This is a genomic window from Streptomyces speibonae, from assembly GCF_984686075.1.
This window is the reverse complement of sequence record NZ_OZ480260.1, coordinates 432,581-453,812: the sequence shown is the minus strand read 5'-3', so window position 1 is coordinate 453,812 and position 21,232 is coordinate 432,581. Positions and strand designations below refer to the sequence as shown.

The 21,232-nt window shown below is 72.1% G+C and carries 15 protein-coding genes and 1 pseudogene; 8 read left to right on the top strand and 8 right to left on the bottom strand.

Annotated elements, in window-relative coordinates; translation table 11 throughout:
• Positions 1 to 229 precede the first annotated feature (229 nt).
• The 8 genes and pseudogenes from AC5L3C_RS01915 to AC5L3C_RS01880 all read left to right on the top strand — a co-directional run bounded on the left by AC5L3C_RS01915 (position 230) and on the right by AC5L3C_RS01880 (position 11,375).
• Positions 230 to 2,674, top strand: coding sequence for a SpoIIE family protein phosphatase (locus AC5L3C_RS01915; protein ID WP_493646498.1), 2,445 nt, complete (start codon positions 230 to 232; stop codon positions 2,672 to 2,674).
• Positions 2,675 to 2,778: 104 nt separating this feature from the next.
• Positions 2,779 to 3,168, top strand: a pseudogene (locus tag AC5L3C_RS01910) (CBS domain-containing protein).
• A 142-nt stretch (positions 3,169 to 3,310) separates the two neighbouring features.
• Positions 3,311 to 3,490, top strand: coding sequence for a hypothetical protein (locus AC5L3C_RS01905; RefSeq protein WP_493646497.1), 180 nt, complete (start codon positions 3,311 to 3,313; stop codon positions 3,488 to 3,490).
• Positions 3,491 to 3,499: 9 nt separating this feature from the next.
• Positions 3,500 to 4,000 (top strand): metallophosphoesterase family protein, encoded by a 501-nt coding sequence (locus AC5L3C_RS01900; RefSeq protein WP_493646496.1) that lies wholly within the window; start codon positions 3,500 to 3,502, stop codon positions 3,998 to 4,000.
• A gap of 254 nt (positions 4,001 to 4,254) precedes the next feature.
• The gene (locus tag AC5L3C_RS01895) at positions 4,255 to 6,225 is read left to right on the top strand and encodes a GTP-binding protein (RefSeq protein ID WP_493646495.1); all 1,971 of its coding nucleotides are present in this window, start codon (positions 4,255 to 4,257) and stop codon (positions 6,223 to 6,225) included.
• Between the two features lie 274 nt (positions 6,226 to 6,499).
• Positions 6,500 to 6,976, top strand: a complete 477-nt coding sequence (locus tag AC5L3C_RS01890) for an ATP-binding protein (RefSeq protein WP_493646494.1) — start codon at positions 6,500 to 6,502, stop codon at positions 6,974 to 6,976.
• On the top strand, positions 6,976 to 8,391 hold the full coding sequence (locus AC5L3C_RS01885; protein WP_493646493.1) for a GH1 family beta-glucosidase: 1,416 nt from the start codon (positions 6,976 to 6,978) through the stop codon (positions 8,389 to 8,391). The genes AC5L3C_RS01890 and AC5L3C_RS01885 overlap by 1 nt, the downstream gene beginning before the upstream one ends.
• 86 nt (positions 8,392 to 8,477) lie before the next feature.
• On the top strand, positions 8,478 to 11,375 hold the full coding sequence (locus tag AC5L3C_RS01880; protein ID WP_493646492.1) for a helix-turn-helix transcriptional regulator: 2,898 nt from the start codon (positions 8,478 to 8,480) through the stop codon (positions 11,373 to 11,375).
• 18 nt (positions 11,376 to 11,393) lie between these two features.
• Here AC5L3C_RS01880 and AC5L3C_RS01875 read toward each other — a convergent pair whose 3' ends face one another.
• The 8 genes from AC5L3C_RS01875 to AC5L3C_RS01840 form a co-directional block, all read right to left on the bottom strand.
• On the bottom strand, positions 11,394 to 12,209 hold the full coding sequence (locus tag AC5L3C_RS01875) for a carbohydrate ABC transporter permease (RefSeq protein ID WP_493646491.1): 816 nt from the start codon (positions 12,207 to 12,209) through the stop codon (positions 11,394 to 11,396).
• On the bottom strand, positions 12,209 to 13,159 hold the full coding sequence (locus tag AC5L3C_RS01870; protein WP_493646490.1) for a carbohydrate ABC transporter permease: 951 nt from the start codon (positions 13,157 to 13,159) through the stop codon (positions 12,209 to 12,211). Before AC5L3C_RS01870 ends, AC5L3C_RS01875 begins: the two co-directional genes overlap by 1 nt.
• Positions 13,146 to 14,384 (bottom strand): ABC transporter substrate-binding protein, encoded by a 1,239-nt coding sequence (locus tag AC5L3C_RS01865; protein ID WP_493646489.1) that lies wholly within the window; start codon positions 14,382 to 14,384, stop codon positions 13,146 to 13,148. Before AC5L3C_RS01865 ends, AC5L3C_RS01870 begins: the two co-directional genes overlap by 14 nt.
• A 209-nt stretch (positions 14,385 to 14,593) precedes the next feature.
• Positions 14,594 to 15,568, bottom strand: a complete 975-nt coding sequence (locus AC5L3C_RS01860; RefSeq protein ID WP_493646488.1) for an ABC transporter substrate-binding protein — start codon at positions 15,566 to 15,568, stop codon at positions 14,594 to 14,596.
• A 100-nt stretch (positions 15,569 to 15,668) separates the two neighbouring features.
• Positions 15,669 to 16,472: a formylglycine-generating enzyme family protein gene (locus tag AC5L3C_RS01855; protein WP_493646487.1), complete on the bottom strand. Its 804-nt coding sequence runs from the start codon at positions 16,470 to 16,472 to the stop codon at positions 15,669 to 15,671.
• 86 nt (positions 16,473 to 16,558) lie between these two features.
• Positions 16,559 to 18,922, bottom strand: a complete 2,364-nt coding sequence (locus tag AC5L3C_RS01850; RefSeq protein ID WP_493646486.1) for an arylsulfatase — start codon at positions 18,920 to 18,922, stop codon at positions 16,559 to 16,561.
• Between the two features lie 203 nt (positions 18,923 to 19,125).
• The gene (locus AC5L3C_RS01845; RefSeq protein ID WP_493646485.1) at positions 19,126 to 20,010 is read right to left on the bottom strand and encodes a LysR family transcriptional regulator; all 885 of its coding nucleotides are present in this window, start codon (positions 20,008 to 20,010) and stop codon (positions 19,126 to 19,128) included.
• Positions 20,011 to 20,166: 156 nt separating this feature from the next.
• On the bottom strand, positions 20,167 to 21,051 hold the full coding sequence (locus AC5L3C_RS01840) for a TetR/AcrR family transcriptional regulator (RefSeq protein ID WP_493646484.1): 885 nt from the start codon (positions 21,049 to 21,051) through the stop codon (positions 20,167 to 20,169).
• Between the last annotated feature and the right edge of the window lie 181 nt (positions 21,052 to 21,232).

Below are 21,232 nucleotides of genomic sequence, written 5' to 3'. Positions count from 1 at the left end.
CCAATCTCCCCCGTACGGGGTCCTCGCGCACGACGAGCGGCGAGGAAAGGCGGCCGGATGCTTCGGGGGAGCGGCCTAAGGCCCCGTCCCGCTTCCCTGGCGCACCCTCCGGTTACCCCCGGCCCGGCGCCGTAAGGCTCCCCCGCGCGGACCCGGCCCGCCGCGCGGGTCCCCCTCCGGAGCCGCCGAACGGCCACAGGGGCTGCGCAGGTGTCCCATAAGCGCTGTAATGGCCAATGTGGTCGGTGAGGGCGCTGCGGGAGGCAGCAGGAGGACGCTGCGTGCGGAAGGCGCCCTGACGGCGATCGCCGCCGACCCGGACTCACCCCAACGGGTGCGCAGGATCCTGGAGCAGGCCCTCGTCTTCGCCGGCGCCGCCTTCGCCGGCCTGTACACGCCCGACGCGGACGGCGAACTGCTCTATCTGGCGGAGTCCGCCGGAGTCCCGAGGACGCAGTGCGGGGTGCGCGACAGCTACCCCGTCGCCGGGCACTCCCCGGTGGCCGAGGCGCACCGCGGACGGCAGGTGTGGCTGGACCCGGAGGACCTCGCGGCGCAGGCCCAGTCGCGGCGCGTACCCAGCCGTGACTTCCACCTGGCGGCCCTGCCGGTCAGCCACGACGGCGGCGGCTGCCTGCTCGCGGTGAGCGAGCGGCCCGGCGGATTCGACGCCGAGGACCGCCACTGCCTCGGCCTCGTCGCCGACGCCGTCGCCTCCCCGGCGCCCCCCGCCCTCGTCGACGGCTCGGAACTGCCCCCGGGCGGCTTCAGCCTCGCCATGGACACCGGGCGCGTCCAGGTCGACGACGACGTCCTGGAGCTGTTCGGCATGGACCCGGAGGACTTCGACGGCCGGGTGGAGAGCCTGATGGGCCTGACGGTGCCGGAGGACCTGCCCTCGCTGATGTCCGTCGTCGAGGCCGACCACATGACGATCGGCGAGCGGGAGCTGGAGTTCCGGGTGCTCCAGCCCGACGGGCCGCCCAAATGGCTCAGGCTGCGCGGCCGCCTGGTGCCCGGCGGCGAGGGCCGCCCGGCCCGCCTCGTCGGCTCCGTCGCCGACGCCTCGACGCTGCGCTCCGACATCACGGACGTGGCCCGCGTCCAGCGCCTCGCCGCCGCGCTGGCCACCGCCGTCACCGTCCGCGACGTCGGCAAGGCCGTGGTCGCCGCGCTGCGCCGCCCCCTGCGGGCCGACCGGATTGCCCTCGCCGAACTGGAGAGCGACCGGCTCGTGGTCACCGTCCTCGACCCGCCCGAACCCGAGGCCTGGCCGGAGCTGTGGCGCGCGGAATGGCGCACCGAGTGGCCCGACGCCCCCGTGCGCACCATGCCGACCCTCGCCGCCGCGCTGCGCGAGGGCCGGGCGAGCATCTGGCCCGCCGGGTCGCCCCTGGAGACCGCCCTCGCCGAGGTGGGCCCGGGCGGCCTGGCCGTGCTCCCGCTGCCCGCCGGCAACCGCATGGCCGGAGCGTGCCTCATCGGCTGGGACACCCCGCACGACTTCGGCGCCGACGAACGCGCCCTGCTCACCGCCGCCGCGGGCCTCGCCGGACAGGCCCTGATGCGGGCCCGCGCCTTCGACGCCGAGCACGAACTGGTCGGCATGCTCCAACGCCAGCTGCTGCCCCGCCGGCTGCCCCGGCTGCCCGGCGCGGTCGCCGTCGCCCGCTACCTGCCCAGCACCGCCGGACTGGAGCTCGGCGGCGACTGGTACGACGTGATCCCGCTGCCCGACAACCACGTGGCGCTCGTCATCGGCGACGTCCAGGGTCACAGCGCGGGTGCCGCCACCCTCATGGGCCAGATGCGCACCGCGCTGCGCGCCTACGCCGTCGAGGGACACCCGCCCGACGTGGTGGTCTCCCACGCCAACCGGCTGCTCATGGACATGGAGACCGACCTCTTCGCCACGTGCTGCTATGTCGACATCGACATGGAGGAGGGCTTCGCCTGGTGCGTCCGCGCCGGCCACCTGCCGCCGGTGCTGCGTCACCCGGACGGCCGTACGGACATCGCGGAGGCCGAGGGCGGCCCGCCGCTCGGGGTGGTGCGGCAGAGCGACTTCCCCATGAACCCGCTCCGGCTCCAGCCCGGCACGATGGTCGCGCTCACCACCGACGGCCTGGTCGAGTCGCACGAGGCCGACATCGACGAGGGCATGGACGCCTTCGCCCGGCAGCTGTCCGCCTCCGACCCCGCCCACCTCGGAGCGGTCGCGGACGAACTGCTCGGCAAGGCCCCGCGCAGCGACGACGTCGCCCTGCTGCTGATGCGCTACGACGGCATGGCCTCCCGTCCGCTGCGGGAGAGCTGGACGGTGTGGCGGGTCCCCCAGGCGGTGGGCCACGCCCGCCGCTTCACCCGGCGCACCCTGCGCTCCTGGGGCGTGACCGAGGACCTCGACGCCCCCCTGCTCGCCGTCTCCGAACTGGTGACCAACGCGCTGGTGCACACCGACGGCCAGGTCCGGCTCGACCTCACCCTGTTCAACGGACGGCTGCGCCTGGCGGTGGCCGACGCCTCGCCCCGCACCCCGGTGAAGCCCACGAGCATCGGCTGGGAGGCCACCGGCGGCCGGGGCATCCTGCTTGTCGAGGCCGTGTCGGACGCCTGGGGCACGCTCCCCGTCAGCGGGGGCAAGCAGGTGTGGGCGGAGTTCGTCCTGAACTGACGCCGGCGGCGCGCGGCGGGCAGGCGCGGGGTGACCGCCCGGCTCCACCCGGTACCCGGCAGATCACCCGAGGACCCCGAGGACAGGGACGAGAGGGACACGCCATGACACAGCACGTCCGCGACGTCATGACCGGGACGCCGGTGACCGTCGGGCCGCAGACCTCCGTCGCCCAGGTCGCCCGCATCATGCGCGACCGCGGCCTGGGGCGGTCCTGGTGACCGACGGCGACCGGCTGCGCGGCCGGTCACGGACCGGGACCTGGTCGTGCGGTCCGTCTGAGGCGTCGACACCGAGCAGACCACCGTGGCCGGGGCGTGCAGCGACGACCTGGTGACCGTGGGCCCGGACGACGGCCTGGACCACGCCGTGCGCCGCGTCCCCGTCGTCGAGGCCGGACGGCCCGTCGGGGTCGTCTCGTGGGCGACACCCCGATGGAGCGCGACCCCGAGTCGGCCCTCGGTGACATCGGCGTCGCCCGGCCCCACACCTGAGGCCCCGCGGCCCGTACCCGAACTCCCCGCACCGGGCCGGGCGTTGGCGGCCGGGACGGGCATGCGCGAGGACCGCGGGTTTGCACGGCCGGGCTGCGGATACCCGGAGGGGTGAGCGGACGCGGAAGGAAGATGATGTGTCGTGACCTCGGAGACCAGTGACAAGCCCCGGCCCCGCCGGCCGGAGACCGGCTGGGCGCGAGCCCGGCGACTGCGCGGCAAGGAACCGCTGCGGACCTGCCTGCCCGCCGTCGACCGCGGCGGCGTCTTCGCCGCCCCGGCGCCGGAGACCGAGGCGAACATCGTCAGGGGCGAGGACTAGCGGGACACCGTGCGCCTGCTCCTGACCTCCGACACCCACCTGCCCAAGCGCGCCAAGCGGCTGCCCGAGCCGCTGCTGGACGACCTCCCCCGTGCGGACGTGGTGCTCCACGCGGGGGACTGGGTCGATACCGAGACCCTGGACCTGCTGGAGAGCCGCAGCCGCAGGCTGATCGCGGTGTACGGCAACAACGACGGGCCCGCACTGCGCGCCCGGCTGCCCGAGGTCGCGTACGCGGATCTCGGCGGGCTGCGGTTCGGGGTGATCCACGAGACCGGACCCGCGCAGGGCCGGGAGGCCCGCTGCGCCGGGCGCTTCCCCGACCTCGACGTGCTGGTCTTCGGACACAGCCACATCCCGTGGGACACCACCGCGCCCACGGGACTCCGTCTGCTCAACCCGGGTTCTCCGACGGACCGCCGCCGGCAGCCCCACTGCACCTACATGACCGCCACCGTCACCGCGGGGCGGATCGCCGGGGTGCACCTCCACCGGCTGCCCCGGCGCTGAGAGGCCGGGCCGCTTCGTCTCGACGGAAGGCCCGGGCGCTGCGAGTGGTTCGCTTCCACGGACCTCCTTCCTACGATCGGAGGTGATACCCGGCGACTACCCGCCCGCGCGGCCCTTAATCCGTTGCGGCCGCTCGCACCGGTCTGCTGCACTGCCGTGGACACCACAGCCGAGAACCCCGGGAGCAGCAATGCGCGAACCGTTCATGTCCCCCCAGGAAGGAACACCCCGCTCTCCGAAGGACATGACGCTTCGTGCACGTGCTCAATCTGGGAATCCTCGCCCATGTCGACGCCGGTAAGACCAGCCTGACCGAGCGGCTGCTGCACTCGGCCGGAGTGATCGACGAGGTCGGCAGCGTCGACGCCGGCAACACCACCACCGACACCCTCGCGCTGGAACGCCGGCGCGGCATCACCATCAAGTCCGCCGTCGTCTCGTTCCCGCTGGACGACGTGACGGTCAACCTCCTGGACACGCCCGGCCACCCGGACTTCATCGCCGAGGTGGAACGGGTGCTCGGCGTGCTGGACGGCGCCGTGCTGGTCGTCTCCGCCGTCGAGGGGGTGCAGGCGCAGACACGGGTGCTGATGCGGACCCTGCGGCGGCTGGACATCCCGACCCTGCTCTTCGTCAACAAGATCGACCGGCGCGGCGCGCGGGAGACGGAGCTGCTCCGCGACATCGCGGCACGCCTCACCCCCGCGATCGTGCCCCTGGGCACCACCAGCCGGCTCGGAACCCGCGAGGCCCGCTTCGTGCCCGGCCTCCCCCCGGCCGCCGCCGACGTCCTCGCCGACCACGACGACGAGCTGATCGCCGCCTACGTGGCCGGCACCCTCACCCCCGCCCGGCTGCGCGCGGCCCTCGTCGACCAGACCCGGGCGGCGCTCGTCCACCCCGTCCTCTTCGGCTCCGCCGCCACGGGCGCCGGCGTCGAAGAACTGCTCGCCGGGCTCAAGGAACTGCTGCCGCCGGCCGGCGGCGACCCCGGCGGCCCGGTGTCCGGCGCGGTGTTCAAGGTGGAGCGCGGAGCGGCGGGGGAGAAGATCGCCTACGCCCGCGTGTACTCCGGAACGCTGCGCACCCGCGACCGGATCCCGTTCGGCCCCGACGGGGCGGCGGAGGGCCGGGTCACCGGCATCAGCGTCTTCGGCCACGGCACGGACACACGCGCGGACGCGGTGCCGGCGGGCGGGATCGCCCGGCTGTGGGGGCTGGCGGACGTCCGCGTCGGCGACCCGCTCGGGGAGCCCCGCAAGGAGCACGGACAGTTCTTCGCGCCGCCTACCCTGGAGACGGTGGTGGTCCCCGGACCCGGTGTCGACCCGGGCACACTGCACCTCGCGCTGGGCCGGCTCGCCGAGCAGGACCCGCTGATCGCCCTGCGCCACGACGAGCGGCGGCGCGAGACCTCCGTGTCGCTCTACGGCGAGGTGCAGAAGGAGATCGTCCAGGCCACCCTGGCCGAGGAGTACGGCATCGACGTCACGTTCCGCGCGACGACACCGCTGTGCGTCGAGCGGCCGGCCGGTTCCGGGAACGCCGTCGAGTTCATCCGCAAGGACGGCAACCCGTTCATCGCGACGCTGGGCCTGCGGGTCGACCCGGCCTCGCCCGGCTCGGGCGTGGACTTCCGGCGGGAGGTGGAGCTGGGCGCCATGCCGTACGCCTTCTTCAAGGCGGTGGAGGACACCGTGCGCGACACCCTGGAGCAGGGACTGTGCGGATGGCGGGTCACCGACTGCACGGTCACCATGACCCACTGCGGCTACTGGCCGCGGGCGAGCCACGGCCACCAGCCCTTCGACCGGAGCATGTCCAGCACCGCCGCCGACTTCCGGGGGCTCACCCCGCTCGTGCTGGCCGAGGCCCTGCGACGGGCGGGCACCGCGGTGTGCGAGCCGGTGCACCGCTTCCGCCTCGAGGCCCCGGAGGACACCCTCGGCGCGCTGCTGCCGGTGCTGGCCGGGCTCGGCGCCGTACCGCGGACCACCGAGACCCGAGGCGGGCTCTGTCTCCTGGACGGCACGGTACCGGCGGCCCGGGTGCACGCGCTGGAGCAGCGGCTGCCCGGACTGACCAGGGGCGAGGGCGAGCTGGAGAGCGCCTTCGCCCACTACGAGCCCGTCGTGCACGGCACGGTGCCCCGGCGGCCGCGCACCGATCACAACCCGCTGAACCGGAGGGAGTACCTGCTGAACGTGACGCGGAGGGTCGGCTGAGCGGCGGCCCGGCGGCCCCCCTGGCGGATGTTTCACGCGCCGGGCGCGCGCGAACCGCCCCCGGGCGTGGCGGATGCACACGAACCATCGGCAGGTAGCGGATGTTTCGGCCCCGCCCGGGGAGCATGGTGGGAGATGTCCACGGATATCCGTCACACCTGGTGCGCGGCACCGGCACCAGGCCCGACGTCGCAGGAAACGGAGCATCCCCATGGCCCACGCCAGAGCCCCGGCAGGGCAGCCGTTTCCGCACAGGAAAGTGGGTACGACTACGATGCCATGCAGCAGGCACCTCATCCTTCCCGCGGCGGAGGTCACCGTCCCCTTCGCCCGCCACACCGTGATGGGCATCCTGGGCCACTGGGGGCTCGAGGGCACCAGCGACGCCGCGGCCACCGTCGAGCTGGTGCTCGCCGAGCTGACCACCAACGCCATCCGGCACTCCGGCGACGCCGGCCCTCAGATCACCGTCATCGTGGAGGCCAGGGCGGACGGCCTGGTCCAGCTCGGCATCGGCGACAACAGCCCCGGGGTCCCCGTCGCCCGCCGGGCCGGCCCGGACGCCGAGAGCGGCCGCGGCCTGGCCCTGGCCGAACTGCTGGCCGCCGAGCTGGGCGGCGGCATCGCCATGGAACGCCACCCGGACGGCAGCAAGACCGTCTGGGCCCACTTCCCCGGGATCCTCGCAGCGGCCTGCCCGCCCGCACCGCTTCCGCACAGCGCTCCGCGCCGGACCGGACTGGCGGCGTGATGAGCGCGCCGACCGTGCACCCCGGCAGCGCACCGCACCCCGAGGTGCTCCGCTTCCCCGCCGGCTTCCTGTGGGGGGCGGGAACCGCCGCCTACCAGGTGGAGGGTGCCACCGCCGAGGACGGCCGCGGACCGTCGATCTGGGACACGTTCTGTGCCCGGCCCGGGACCGTCCTGCACGGCCACAGCGGCGCGACCGCGGCCGACCACTACCACCGCTTCGCCGAGGACGTGGACCTGATGGGCCGGCTGGGCCTCGGGGCCTACCGCTTCTCGGTCTCCTGGCCGCGGGTCCAGCCCGACGGCCGGGGACCGGTCAACCCCGCCGGCCTCGACTTCTACGCACGACTCGTCGACGCCCTCCTGGAGCGGGGCATCACCCCGGCGCTCACGCTGTACCACTGGGACCTGCCGCAGGCCCTTCAGGAGCGCGGCGGCTGGGGCGCCAGGGACACCGCGGCCCGCTTCGCCGACTACGCGAGCGCCGTCGCCGACCGGCTGGGCGACCGGGTCCCGTTGTGGGCGACCGTGAACGAGCCGTGGTGCGCCGCCTTCCTCGGCCACGCGGCGGGGGTCCACGCACCCGGACTGACCGACCCCGCGCTGTCCCTGCGCACGGCCCACCACCTCCTGCTCGCCCACGGCCTCGCCACCCAGGCCCTGCGCGCCGCGGCCGGCCGCCGGGCCCGGGTCTCGGTCTCGCTCAACCTCTCCCCGGTCGACGCCGCCACCGACACCGCCGCAGACCGGGACGCCGCCCGCCGGATCGACGGCCTGCTCAACCGGATGTTCGCCGACCCCTTGCTGCTCGGCGCCTATCCCGACGACGTCAAGGCCGACACCGGCCGTCTGACGGACTGGTCGTTCGTGCGTCCCGGGGACGAGCACACCATCGCGGCGCCCATCGATCTGCTCGGCGTCAACTACTACAACCCGATGACGGTGGCCGAGGGCGGTGCGGCGCCCGGACCGAGCCCCTGGCCGGGGGCGGAGACGGTCCGTTTCCGGGTCGACGGGCAGCGGCCGGTGACCGCCATGGGCTGGCCGATCGACCCGTCCGGGCTCACCCGGCTGCTGCGCCGGCTGCACACCCGGTACCCGCACATCCCCCTCCTGGTGAGCGAGAACGGCGCGGCCTTCGAGGACCGCGTGGACGGGGCGGGCCGGGTGCGGGACACCGCGCGGGTGCGCTATCTGCGCGACCACCTGGCCGCGGTGCACGCGGCGATCACCGCGGGCGTGGACGTACGCGGATACTTCGTCTGGTCCCTGCTCGACAACTTCGAGTGGACGTTCGGCTACTCCCGCCGCTTCGGCATCACCTACGTCGACTACACCACCCAGCGGCGCCTGCTCAAGAGCAGCGCCCGCTGGTACCGCGACGTGATGGCGCACGGCGCCGTCCCCGGCAGCTGACCTGCGCGGGGGCACCGCACATGACCCGGTCGGCGGCAGGCGAGCGCCCCCTTCGGGACGGGGTACTTTGGGCTAGGCTGTCCGACATGGCACCGTTGGCGCCGCCCCGGGTGTTCGTCGGGCGGGAGGCGGAGACCGCGCAGCTGCGCGAGCTGGTGCGCAGCGTGGCCGCGGGACGCGGGGGCCTGCTCTGGGTCGAGGGGGAACCGGGCATCGGCAAGACGGCCCTGGTGACCGAGGGCCTGGCCGAGGGGCCCGAGCTCGGCTGCCGGACCATGTGGGCGACGGCCGACGAGATGAGCCGGCACGCACCGCTGCACGCCGTGCTCGACTGCCTCCAGGTGGACACGCACGAGGCGAGCGGGCGCCGGGCGCGGATCTCCGAACTGCTGCACGGCGCCCCCGGCGCCCCGGGCATCACCGAGCCCCTGTGGCCGGCCATGGAAGAGCTGCTGGCCCTGGTCGACGAGCTGTCCACGGCCAAGCCGCTGATCATGGTGATGGACGACATCCAGTGGGCGGACGAAGCCAGCCTGCTCGCCTGGCACCGGCTGGCCCAAGTGGTGGAGCAGCAGTCGCTCCTGCTGGTGGCCGTCAGCCGGCCGGTGCCGCAGCGCGAGCCCGTCGACCGGCTCAGGCGCAGCGTCCTCGCGCGGGACGCCGTACTCCTCTCCCTGGGCCCGCTGACGGATGCCGAGGTGTCCGCGCTGGTCACCGACCTGGCCGGCGGGCCGCCCGACTCCGAGCTGCGGCGGTTGGCGGACAACGCCGCGGGCAACCCGCTGTACCTGTGCGAGATGCTCGACGTGCTCCGGCGCCGGCACCGGGCGGCGCCCGGGGACGGGCCGGCCGCGCAGCTGTCCGACCCGGCGGCGACCGGGTCCGCGGCGGCACCGGGCACGGCCGTCCCCCCGCCGTCCCTGTCGTCCGTGATCACGCGCCGTCTGGACTTCCTGCCGCCCGAGGTGCTGGAGACCCTGAGCTCGGCGACCCTGCTCGGGCAGGAGTTCTCGGTGACCGACCTGGCGGGCCTGCTCGGAGAACCGCCGTCCATCCTGCTCTCCCCGCTCCGGTACGCCATCGCCGCCGGTGTCGTGGGGGAACACAACCGCCTCCTGCGTTTCCGGCACCCGCTCATCCACCAGGCACTGCGGGACACCATCCCCTCCGCGCTGCGGGTGGCCCTGCACCGCCAGGCCGCCGAGGTGCTGGACAGGGCCGGCGCCCCCGTCGAGCGGGTGGCCGAGCAGATCCTCAGCAGCGACACCGTGGACGGCTGGACGCTGGACTGGACCGTCGAGCACGCCGCGGCACTCGCCCACCGGGTGCCGGAGACCGCGGCGCACCTGCTGCGGCGGGGCGCCGACCACTGTGCGGGAACCGAGCAGGAGCGGTGGGAGGTCCTCACCGCCGCGCTGGCCAAGACCCTGTTCCGGCTGGGACGCAACACCGAGGCGGAGACGTGCGCGTGGCAACTGCTGGAACTGGCGCACGATCCGGAGATCACCGCGGAGATACGGTGGATCCTGGCGCGCGTGCTGTTCAGCGTCGGCCGCAGCCGGCAGGCGGTGACCGTGACCGAGGAGGCGCTCGACGCCGGCCCGGCACCGATGTGGCGGGCGCGGCTGCAGGCCCTGCTCGCCATGTTCCTGCGGGCCGACGCGGGCGAGGTGGCCGCCGCGGAGTCCACGGCCCGTGAGGCGCTCGCCGTGGCGGAGGACGCCGAGGACAGGTTCGGCATCGGCTACGCCCTGTGCGTGGTGTGGCTGGCCGAGGCGGTACGGCGGGACTTCCGCGGCGCCCTGTCCAGCGTGGACCGCGCGCTGGAGGTCATCGGCGACGATCCGGAGTACCGGGACCTGCGGTCCTGGGCGCTGGACAACAAGATCTTCACCCTCCAGAACCTCGACCGGCTCTCCGACGCCGAGGCCGGCCTCCGCGCGGCGGTCACCGAGGCCGAACAAGGAGGAGACCCCTCCCAGGCGTCGCTGCACATCGGCACCGCCGTGCACTGCTTCTGGGCCGGACGCTGGGACGACGCCCGGACCGCACTGGACTCCGTGGTCGTCGAGGGACCGGAGGTGACCCACTACGGGCTGCGCGAGCACGGCCCGATCCTGCTCTACCACGGTGTCGCCGCCCTGCTGGCCGGGCACCGGGACGACCGTGACACGGCGCGCAGGCATCTGGAGGCGGGCCTGGCCCTGCCCTCCGTCACGGTCTCCGACTGGGAGAACGGCGACTTCCTGCTGGCGGCCGACGCCCTCAGCGCCGAGCGGGACGACGACCCCGCCTCCGCCAGGGACCGGCTCGCCGAACTCCTCGACATACGGCCCGGGCAGATGACCCTGATCCATCAGTGGCTGCCCGACCTGGTCCGCATCGCCCTGGACCTCGACGACGACGCACTCGCGCGGAAGGCCTGCGCCGCCTGTACGACGGAGGCGGAGGCGGAGGCCGCCCTGTCCGGTCCCGCGCGGGCGGGGGCGGCGGCCGAGCGCTGCCGCGGGCTCCTCGCGGGCGATCCCGAGCGGCTGCTCGCGGTCGCCGGGCACTACGAGTCGGTGTCCCGGCCCTTCGAGCGCGCCCAGAGCCTCGAGGACGCCGCCGTGCTCCTGGCCCGCGCACGCCGGACGGCACAGGCGCGGGACCGGCTGAACGAGGCGGTCGGGATCTACGCGGCGCTCGGCGCGGGCTGGGACATCCGCCGGGCCGACACCCGGGTGCGGCCGTACGGCGTCCGCCGCGGGGTGCGCGGTACCCGCAAGCGGCCCTCGTTCGGGTGGGAGGCCCTGTCGCCGACCGAGCTGAAGGTGGCCCGTATGGTCGCCAAGGGGATGTCCAATCCCGAGATCGCGAGCGACCTGTTCCTGTCCCGGCGGACCGTGCAGACGCATGTCTCCCACATCCTCGGCAAGCTCGGCGTCCACTCGCGCGTCGAGATCGCCACGGTCGCGCTGAGCCACGAGGCCGACCAGCCGTGAGCCGTCCGGCGGCCGCGCTCAGTGGCCGGCCGCCCGGGGCATGATCTCCCCGACGATGCGCCGGCCGAGCAGGGCGAAGAGCAGCAGGGTGGGGACGGTTCCGACCACGGTTCCCGTGAGCACCAGCGAGTATTCCTCGTAGTAGCCGCTGGCCAGGGTGGACAGGGCCACCGGCACCGTGGGGTTCTCCGGGTCGAGGACGACCAGCGGCCACATGAAGTCGTTCCACGCCTGGACGAAGGTGAACAGAGCCAGCACGGCGGCACCCGGCCGGGCCGCGGGGACGACGACATGACGCATGATCGCGCCCGCCGAACAGCCGTCGACCCGGGCGGCGTCCAGCAGTTCGTCGGCCACGGCCCGCCCCAGGTACTGCCACATGAAGAACACACCGAACGCGCTCACCACCGACGGCACGATCACCGCCTCCAGCCGCCCGGTCCAGCCCAGTTCGCCCATCAGGAGGTACAGCGGGACGATGCCGAGCTGGGGCGGGATGAGCATGGTGGAGACGACCAGCAGCATCAGCGGCCGGCGCCCCCGGAACCGCAGCTTGGCGAACGCGAACCCCGCCAGGGTGGAGGACACCACCACGCACAGGGTGATGGAGCCGGAGACCACGACGGAGTTGACGATCGCCGTGCCGAACGCCGCCTCGTCGAAGACCCTGCGCAGGTTGTCGGCCAGGTTCCCGCCGGGCACCAGCACGGGAGGGGTCCGCCCGATCGCCGCGTTGTCCTGGGACGAGGCGAGGACCGACCAGGCGAGCGGGAGGACCGAGCCGAGCACCACGGCGAGCAGCGCGGCGTACACCCAGGGACCGGCGCGGCGCATCAGTCCTCCGACCGGATACGGAGCACGAGCGCGAGGCTGAGGAGCGCGGCCACGGCGGTGACCAGGACGAGCAGCCACGCGATCGCCGAGGCGTAGCCGAAGTCGAAGGAGCGGAACCCCTCCTCGTACAGATACAGCGCGAGCGTCTGGAACTGCCGGCCGGAACCGCCGGTCGTGTTGCCCTGTGTGGCGCTGAACAGCAGCGGCTCGGTGAAGAGCTGGATGTTGCCGATCGTCGACAGGACGGCGGTGAAGACGAGCGCGAGGCGCAGCATGGGCAGGGTGACATGCCAGAACTGCCGCCACCGTCCGGCTCCGTCGATCGCCGCCGTCTCGTACAGCTCCCGTGGGATCAGCCGGATGGCCGAGAAGTAGATGAGCGCGTTGAAGCCGGTCCACCGCCAGTTGACCATGGCGGCGACCGTGAAGTGCGAGGTGAGGCGGCCGGCGGGCCAGTCGACGGGGCCGGCCCCCACCAGGTCCAGGAGATGGTTCACCAGACCGAAGTCCCGGCTGAACAGCACGCTGAAGACGATCGCGACCGCGGCCACCGAGGTGAAGTAGGGGAGCAGCAGGCCCAGGCTGATCAGGGTGCGGGCACGCAGCGCCCAGTCGAGGAGCTGCGCGATGACCAGTGCGAGGACGAGCTGGGGAACGGTGGCGAGGACGAACAGGCTGACGGTGTTGCGCGCGGCGTTCCACATGTAGGGGTCGTGCAGCAGACGCTCGTAGTTGTCCGCGCCGATCCAGCGGCCGGGCCCGGCGTCCAGGAGACTCCAGTCGGTCAGCGAGACGTACGCCGTCGCCACCATCGGGAACAGGCCGAACAGGGCGAACACCAGGAAGAACGGCGCGATGTACAGGTACGGGACGAGGGAGCCGGCGCGGGGCGGGCGCGGCCGGCGTGCGTCACTTCCGCCGGGCGGCCGTGCCTTGTCAGCGCTCGCCATGCTCGATGTCTGCGTTGACGCTGTTCCAGGCAGCGTCCGGGCTCTCGGTGCCCGCCTCCACACGGTTGAAGCCGTTGGTGAACGCCACCATGACCTCGCCGCTCTTCGGTCCCTGCGGCTGCGGCTGCAGCTTCAGGGCGGATTCGGTGAAGATCCGGCCGACCGGGGCGTCGTTGAAGAACGGCTTCACCAGTCCGGTGATGGCGGGGTCCTTGTAGAGGGCGGGCTGTGACGGGAGATTGCCGTTCTCCTTGAACACGGCCTTCTGCTGCTCGGGTGCGGTGAGCCAGCGGGCGAGTTCCACGGCTTCGTCGATGTGGTCCCCCTGCTCGGGAACGGTCAGGAACGAACCACCCCAGTTGCCGCTGCCGCCCGGCACGGTGGCCACATCCCACTTTCCGGCCGACGACTTCGCCTGGTCCTGGATGAAGGCGGTCATCCAGGAAGGACAGGGAATGGTGGCGAAACGGCTTTCCGCAAAGCCATTGTTCCAGTCGTTGGTCAGCGGAGTGAGCCGTGCCGACTGGCCTTTCCCGATGGCCTGCGTGACGGCGTCCCAGGACTGCCGGACCACGGGGTTGGTCTTCACCACCAGGTTTCCGTCGTCATCGTAATAACCGGTGCGCGCCTGGCCGATCATCGCATTGAAGACGGTGGCTCCGCCGTCGAAGAACCGCGTTCCGGCGGGAGCGCCGGCGGTGTACCGGTCACCGGTCGCGAAGTAGGCGTTCCAGTCGGGCCACAGCGCGGAGACCTCATCGCGTTCGGTCGGGAGTCCCGCCTTCTCGAACATGTCGGTGCGATAGCACATGGCCAGCCCCCCGACGTCCGTGCCGAGACCGATCTGGCTCTTGCCGTCCGTGGACAGCGACTGGTCCCATTTCCAGGGCAGCCACCAGTTTCGCTGCGCGCCCACGCCGTAGTCGAGGAAGTTGACGAACTTCCCGGGCTCGGACTTGAACCGGCCGATGTACCCGGTCTCGACGGCCTCGATGTCGTTGGCGCCGCGCCCCGTGGCCAGATGCGTGGCCAGGCTGGTGTGGTGGTCGTCGAAGGCGGTGACCCGCTCCACGATGCGGACTCCGGGATGCTCCTTCTCGTACTGCGCGTAAAGCTCGCGATACCCGAAGTCACCGAAGAGGCCGATGGTGAGTTCCGTTTCCCCGCCGTCGTCCGGTCCGGAAGTGCAGGAGACGATCAGGACACCGGTGAACAATGCTGCCACAGCACACCGAAAATTACGCTCCGCTCTGCGGCGGCTGCCATTCCCGGGTGATTTCATGACTCACCTCCACGACAGCGGTACGGGCCCGATGCTACACCCGCACGGGGAGCGTAGCGGGTGCACGCCGGATCACTTCCGCGTGTTGTCGTGGAGGCCGTGAGTCATTCATATTCATGATGAAACCGTCGGCCCGGACGGGCCTCGGCGAACTACTCGAGCCAGGCCTTGACCTTCTCGGGATTGGCCGCGATCCACTTCTTCGCCGCCGCCTCGGGTTTCATCTTGTCGAGCGCGATGTACTTGGCGACGGTGTTCTGGTCCTCGTTGGTCCATTTGAAGTTCTTCACCAGCTCGTAGGCCGGGCTGCCCGACTCCGCGAACCCGGTGCTGACGATCTTGTCGAGGTCGAAGACGGGGTAGTCGCAGGCGACCTTCGCCGGATCGGCGTCGCAGCCCTCGGTGTGCTGGGGCAGCTCGATGTGGACCAGCGGCACCTCCGACAGGAACCACTGCGGTTCGTAGAAGTAGCCGATCACCCATTCCTTGTTCTTCTCGGCGTTGCGGAAGGCCTGGATCAGCGCGGTCTCGCTGCCCGCGTACACCACCTTGAAGTCCAGATCCAGGTTCTTGACCAGCGCCTCGTCGTTGGTCTGGTAGGACGGGTCGCCGTCCAGGAGCTGGCCCTTGCCGTCCGACTCGGAGGTCTCGAAGTTCGAGGCGTACTTGTTGAGGTTCTTCCAGTCCGTGATGTCCGGGTGCTTCTCGGCGATCCACGGCGGGATGTACCAGCCGATGATCCCCTGGTTCCCGGTCGAGCCGAGGTCGACGGCGGTCTTCTGCTGGACGATGTACTTCTTCTTCAGCTCCTCGTGGCCCCAGTTCTCCAGGATCGCGTCGACCTCGCCGGTCGCGAACCCCTGCCAGCCGATCTCGGCCTTGAGGTCCTTCTTCACCACCTTGCAGCCGAGTTCCGTCTCCGCGACCTGAGCGACGACCGCCGCGTTCGCCTCGTACCCCACCCACGGGTTGACGGCGAGGTTGAAGGTGCCGCACGTGCCGGAGCTGCCGCTCGAACCGGCGTCGGCGGTCTCACCGACCTTCGCGCCGCCGCAGGAGGTCAGGGTGAGGCCGAGTACGGCCATGCCCACCGCGCCGGAACGCCACTGTCTTGCCTGTCTTGCCATGATCATGCTCCTTGCGCGCGGGGAGTGTCGCGCCGTTGTCCGGGTGGAGGAATCGAGTGGGGGGCGGGCGGGGGAAATCCGGGTGGGGGAGCCGGGCGGCTCACGCCATGTCCAGGGCGCAGCGGAACCCCACGTTGCCGGTCGCCGAGTCGGGGAGGAGGCCCTGCCGCGCGGCGACCCGGTAGCGACGGCAGTAGGAGGCGTGGCAGAGATAGGAGCCGCCCTTGGTGACGCGCTCCGGTCCGGACCGGGAGGGCGAGAAGCGGTCCTCGCACCACTCCCAGACGTTGCCGGTGGCGTTGTACAGGCCGAAGCCGTTGGGCTCGTAGGCGTCGACGGGACAGGTGCCGTACCAGCCGTCGGCCGTGGGATGCCGGTGCGGGAAGGGGCCCTGCCACACGTTCATCCGGGGACGGCCGCCCGGCTCGAGCTCGTCACCCCAGGGGAACACCTTGCCGTGGAGTCCGCCCCGGGCCGCGCGCTCCCATTCCGCCTCGGTGGGCAGGCGTTTGCCGGCCCAGGCGCAGTAGGCGCGGGCGTCGCCGAAGTCGACATGGACGACCGGATGGTCGGGGCGGTCCTCCCAGGTGGAGTGCGGACCGTCGGGGCGGCGCCAGTCGGCGCCCTCGACCTGCCGCCACCAGGGCGCGGCCGCCACCCCCCGGGTCGGCGGGAAGTCGTCCGGGAGCAGCCCGGCGAAGACGAACGACCAGCCGGTCCGCTCGGCGGACGTGCGGTACCCGGTCTCGGCCACGAAGCGCGCGAACTGTGCGTTGGACACCGTGCAGGCGTCCATCCAGAAGGCGTCCACGCGCACCGTGCGCACCGGGCCCTCCCGGTCGGCCGGACAGGCCAGGGCGTCCTCGCTGCCCATGAGGAACTCGCCTGCCGGAACGGCCACCATGCCCTCGGTGGACGCCGGGCGCGGGGCGGGCCGGCCGGGGCCCGGTGGCCGCCCCGCGTTCCGGCCGCCCGACGGGGCGCAGCAGTTCACTGGGCCCCCATGACGCGCCGGTGCAGTCCGCCGTCGAACCCGGACGGCTGGGCGCTGTCGGCCTCCAGGTCGATGCGCACGGTGTGAAGGGTCCCGGTGAACTCGTTGTCGAGCACGGGATAGTCGTCCGTCACCGGCGTGCTGAGGTCCACCCCGACATCGAGTGTCTCGTCGAAGGAGAAGTAGTACGGGATGGTCCGCGCGACCCGTCCGGTCGCGCGCTTCTCCCCGTCGACGAGCAGCACCGCCGTGCCGCCCTTGCCGAGTCCTCCGCCGTCGTAGGCGAAGTCGAGCCGGATCTCGTGCCGTCCGGGCGGCAGGGGCTCGGTGGCGCGCACGGTGTAGAGGTTCATGCCGAAGTAGTTGTAGGCGTAGGCCGGCCTGCCCTCGGTGAAGTACAGCGACCAGCCGCCGAACCGGCCGCCCTGGGCGATGATCACGCCTTCGGCCGGGGCCGCCTCGGGCAGCTCGACGTCGGCCGTGACGCTGTGCGAGCGGTTCTTGATGTTGGGCGTGGTCTCCTCGGTGAAGCGCCGCATTCCCGCGCGGTAGGTGACGGAGGTGCGGTCGCCGAGCAGATCGATGCGGCCGGCCACGGCCGGGTTCTCGCGCTCGGTGACGCGGTCGTCGAGCGGGAAGACCTGGTACTTCGCCGCCTCGATCAGGAACAGGTCCTGCAACGGGCGCAGTCTCTTTGGATGTTCGGCGGCCAGGTCGTGGGCCTGGCTCCAGTCCGTGGTGAGGTCGTACAGCTCCCAGACGTCGTCGGCGAACCTCTTGTCCTTGTCCGGCACCATCTCCCAGGGGACGCCGTGCCGGGTGACCGCCATCCAGCCGTCGTGGTAGATGCCCCGGTTGCCGCACATCTCGAAGTACTGGGTGCGGCGGTGTTCGGGTGCCTCGGGGTCGGTGAGGCTCCGGTACATGCTCGCGCCCTCGATGGGCTGCTGCGGCACGCCGTCGACGCTGAACGGCTCCGGGATCCCCGCGCAGTCCAGGATCGTCGGCAGGACGTCGATGACATGGGAGAACTGGTGGCGCAGCCCGCCGCGTTCGGGGACCCCGCGGGGCCAGTGCAGGATCATGCCGTCCCGGGTGCCGCCGAGGTGCGAGGCCACCTGCTTGGTCCACTGGTAGGGGGTGTTCTGCGCCAGCGCCCAGCCGGCGGGCGCGATCGGATAGCTGAGCGGGCCGCCGATCTCGTCGACGTAGTCGATCATCTCGTCCGGGTCGTCGACGATCCCGTGTCCGAGCCGGTGCTCCACGATCGTGCCCTCGATGCCGCCCTCGCCCGAGGCGCCGTTGTCACCGAGGATGTAGACGACGAGCGTGTTGTCCAGCTCGCCGAGGTCCTCCAGCGCGTCCAGGAACCGGCCGACCTGGACGTCGGCGTGCTCGGTGAATCCGGCGAAGGTCTCCATGAACCGGGTCGCCAGCCGGCGCTGGTTGCCGGTGAGTTCGTCCCAGTGCGGCACGCCTTCGGCCCAGGGCGCGAGCTCCGTCTCCGGCGGTACGACGCCGAGTTCCTTCTGCCGCTCCAGGGTCAGCTCGCGCTGCCGGTCCCAGCCGTGGTCGAAGCGTCCGCGGTACTTCTCCTGCCACTCGGGGCCGACGTGCAGCGGGGCGTGGGAGGCGCCGAGGGCGAGGTAGGTGAAGAACGGCCGGTCCGGAGTGAGCGTACGCTGGGTGCGCACCCAGTCGATGGCGTGGTCGACGAGGTCCTCCGACAGGTGGTAGCCGTCCTCGGGGCGGCGGTCCGGCTCGACGGGGGTGGTGCCCTGGTACAGCAGGGGGTACCAGTGGTTCATCTCGGCACCCATGAACCCGTAGAAGGTGTCGAACCCCTCCCCGGTCGGCCAGCGGTCGAACGGCCCGACCGCGCTGATCTCCCGCGGCGGCGTCTGGTGCCACTTGCCGAACGCGGCCGTGCTGTAGCCGTTGCCCTGAAGGATCTGCGCCATGGTCGCCGCGCTGCGCGGCCGGAAGCCGTTGTAGCCGGGGGCCGCCGTGGTCATCTCGGTGGTGCCGCCCATGCCGACGGAGTGGTGGTTGCGGCCGGTCAGCAGCGCCTGCCGGGTCGGTGAGCACAGGGCGGTGACGTGGAAGCGGGTGTAGCGCAGCCCGTCGTCCGCGAGGCGCTCCGCCGTCGGCATCTCGCACGGTCCGCCGAACGCGCTGGAGGTGCCGAACCCGAGGTCGTCCATGAGCACGATCACCACGTTCGGCGCGCCCTCGGGCGGCGGGACCGGGCCGACGGGAGTGAAGGCGGTCTCCTGGTCGTGGACATCCATCGCGGTCGTCAGGGGCCGGCGGGTGTCCGGCCGCGGGAGGATGTGCCGACCTGCGTCGAACTCAGTCATGCGTTTCTCCGATTCGATGCCCGGCAGGGAAAATGCCACCTGTTCATCGCGGCCGAAAACAGCTGCCCGAAAAGCAGTCAGTCGGAGCGGCACCGGAATGTCCGTGCCTGCGATGCAGTCAAAATGTCAGCAGCCGCGAGGCGGGTCAACAAGGCGTCTCGGACTTTCGCGAACCGCTTTTGTATGAGGGCGATAGAAAAACTCTATAGCTGCTGGCACTCTCGGTTCTGCGGGGGAGCGGCCACCAGGTCCACGAACGCCTGGGCGGCGGGCGAGAGCGGCCCCGACCGCCAGATGAGCCGGCCGTGGCGCAGCAGCCGCGGCCGGTGGGACAGCATCCGGGCGCCCCGCTGGGCGGCGTCCCGGGCCATGGAGGTGGGCAGCAGGGCGGCGCCGACACCGGAGAGGATCAGCGGCACGATCATCGCGCGATGCGCCGTCTCCACCACGATCCGCGGAGCGACGCCCAGCGTGGTGCACAAGTCGTCCAGCACCGAGCGGGTTTCGGTCCCCGGCGGGGTCGCGATCAGGTCCAGTGCGGCCAGTTGGCGCGAGGTGATGGTGTCTCCGGTGGGATGCGGGTGGTCCGCGGGCAGCACGATGTGCATCTCCTGCTCCGGCAGGTCGAGTCCCAGCAGGTCCCGCGTGGTCACCGAGGCGTCCACCAGGCCGAGTTCGCAGCTCCCGGCCGCGACCATGTGCGCCACGGCGGCGCCCCGCTCCGGGTCGACCACGTGCACGGAGACCTTCGGATGGGCGCGGTGGAAGCGCCCCAGCATGTCCGCCAGGGGGTCGACCGACAGGGTCGTCTGCGACACGATGTCGAGCCGTCCGCCGCTGAGTCCGAGGACCTCCTGGACCAGTGACCTGGCCGTGGACAGATCGCGCAGCACCTGCTGGGCCGGCCGGACCAGCGCCTCGCCCGCCGCGGTGAGGACGACGCCCTGCGGGAGGCGGTGGAACAGCGGCCCGCCGAGTTCGCGTTCCAGCGTCCGGATGGCGTGCGACAGCGCGGGCTGGGAGGTATGCAGGGCAACGGCCGCGGTGGTGAATCCGCCGTGTTCGACCACAGCTATGAAATATTCCAACTGGCGTCTTTCCACGGGATCTCCATCCGGAAATTCGGCACATCCTGCGGCCGCCGCCCCCTCGGAATGCCGGTCGCGCCCCACGAACGTCGGTGAAACGACTGCGGCGAACCGGTACGGGCGCGGCTGAAGCAGCTTTCCGTCGGCCCTTTCGGGTCAGATTCCGGCAGGCCCCACCCCGCTCCCGGTGCCGCTCCCGGACGCGAGGAGCTCGCGTTCGATGAAGTCCAGCAGGACGCCCCGCATCCGGGCCGGCGTCACCCCGGGCGCCCCCGTCAGCACCTGGATGGCCAGGCCGTCCGTGAGCGCGGTGAGGCCCAGCGCGAGCTGCTCGGCGTCGGCGTCGGCCCGGAACTGCCCCTGCCGCTGGCCCCGGCGCACGATGCGGACCACGGCCTCGCGCCAGCGGGCGTAGAACCCGTTGTGGATGGAGCGCAGTTCGGGACGCAGCGCGGTCTCCGCCCACATCTGCAGCCAGACCAGCCATTCGTCCCGGATCCGGCTCCCGGCCGGGAGCTGCATGTCGATCAGCCGCAGCAGCCGCTCGTGCGCGCTGTCCACGCTTATCAGCTCGGCGCCCTGCCGCTCGATCGCGCTCTCGACACAGTGCAGCAGGGCGGCGTTCAGGACGTCCTGCTTGGTCGGGAAGTAGTAGTGCACGGCGCCGCTGCTGGTGCCGCAGGCGCGGGCGATGTCGGCGATCCGCACGGCGTGGTAGCCGTGCTTCGAGATCAGCCGCCAGGCGGCCTCGAGGAACTCCGTACGCCGCTCGTCGGCCATCCGGTCGGGGGAGCCCGGCGCGGATCCGGGCCCGCCCGCTCCGGGCCCGCCGGGGCCGGAACCGACCCCGTTCACCAGCCAGTCGACGCTCACCCCGCCGGCCGTGGCGACGGCCGCCAGTTCGTCGGGCGTGAAGCGGCGGTGACCCTTGAGGGACTTGGACAGCTTCGTCGGTTCGAGATCGATCCGCGCCGCGAAGTCGCGGTGGGTCACCCCGCCCGCGTCGATGACCCGGCGCACGCGCTGCGCAGTCTCGTCCATGCTGCCGAACCGTAGCGCCTGCATTGCCCAAATCGCAATACCGCCGGTCGCGGCGGGGTACGCAGAGCCCCGGCCCGGAACAGTAAAAGTCCAGCTGGTGCAACCCATTGACACCCCATGGAGGACGGGCTCACAGTGAGCGCGATTTACCGACCAATGGTTCAGTCAGTCCATTGCGATC

Coding starts and splice junctions, on each gene's coding strand:
- AC5L3C_RS01915 (WP_493646498.1), top strand. CDS start 230: ATGGCCAATGTGGTCGGTGAGGGCGCTGCGGGAGGCAGCAGGAGGACG.
- AC5L3C_RS01890 (WP_493646494.1), top strand. CDS start 6,500: ATGCCATGCAGCAGGCACCTCATCCTTCCCGCGGCGGAGGTCACCGTC.
- AC5L3C_RS01885 (WP_493646493.1), top strand. CDS start 6,976: ATGAGCGCGCCGACCGTGCACCCCGGCAGCGCACCGCACCCCGAGGTG.
- AC5L3C_RS01880 (WP_493646492.1), top strand. CDS start 8,478: ATGGCACCGTTGGCGCCGCCCCGGGTGTTCGTCGGGCGGGAGGCGGAG.
- AC5L3C_RS01875 (WP_493646491.1), bottom strand. CDS start 12,209: ATGCGCCGCGCCGGTCCCTGGGTGTACGCCGCGCTGCTCGCCGTGGTG.
- AC5L3C_RS01870 (WP_493646490.1), bottom strand. CDS start 13,159: ATGGCGAGCGCTGACAAGGCACGGCCGCCCGGCGGAAGTGACGCACGC.
- AC5L3C_RS01860 (WP_493646488.1), bottom strand. CDS start 15,568: ATGGCAAGACAGGCAAGACAGTGGCGTTCCGGCGCGGTGGGCATGGCC.
- AC5L3C_RS01855 (WP_493646487.1), bottom strand. CDS start 16,472: ATGGTGGCCGTTCCGGCAGGCGAGTTCCTCATGGGCAGCGAGGACGCC.
- AC5L3C_RS01850 (WP_493646486.1), bottom strand. CDS start 18,922: ATGACTGAGTTCGACGCAGGTCGGCACATCCTCCCGCGGCCGGACACC.
- AC5L3C_RS01840 (WP_493646484.1), bottom strand. CDS start 21,051: ATGGACGAGACTGCGCAGCGCGTGCGCCGGGTCATCGACGCGGGCGGG.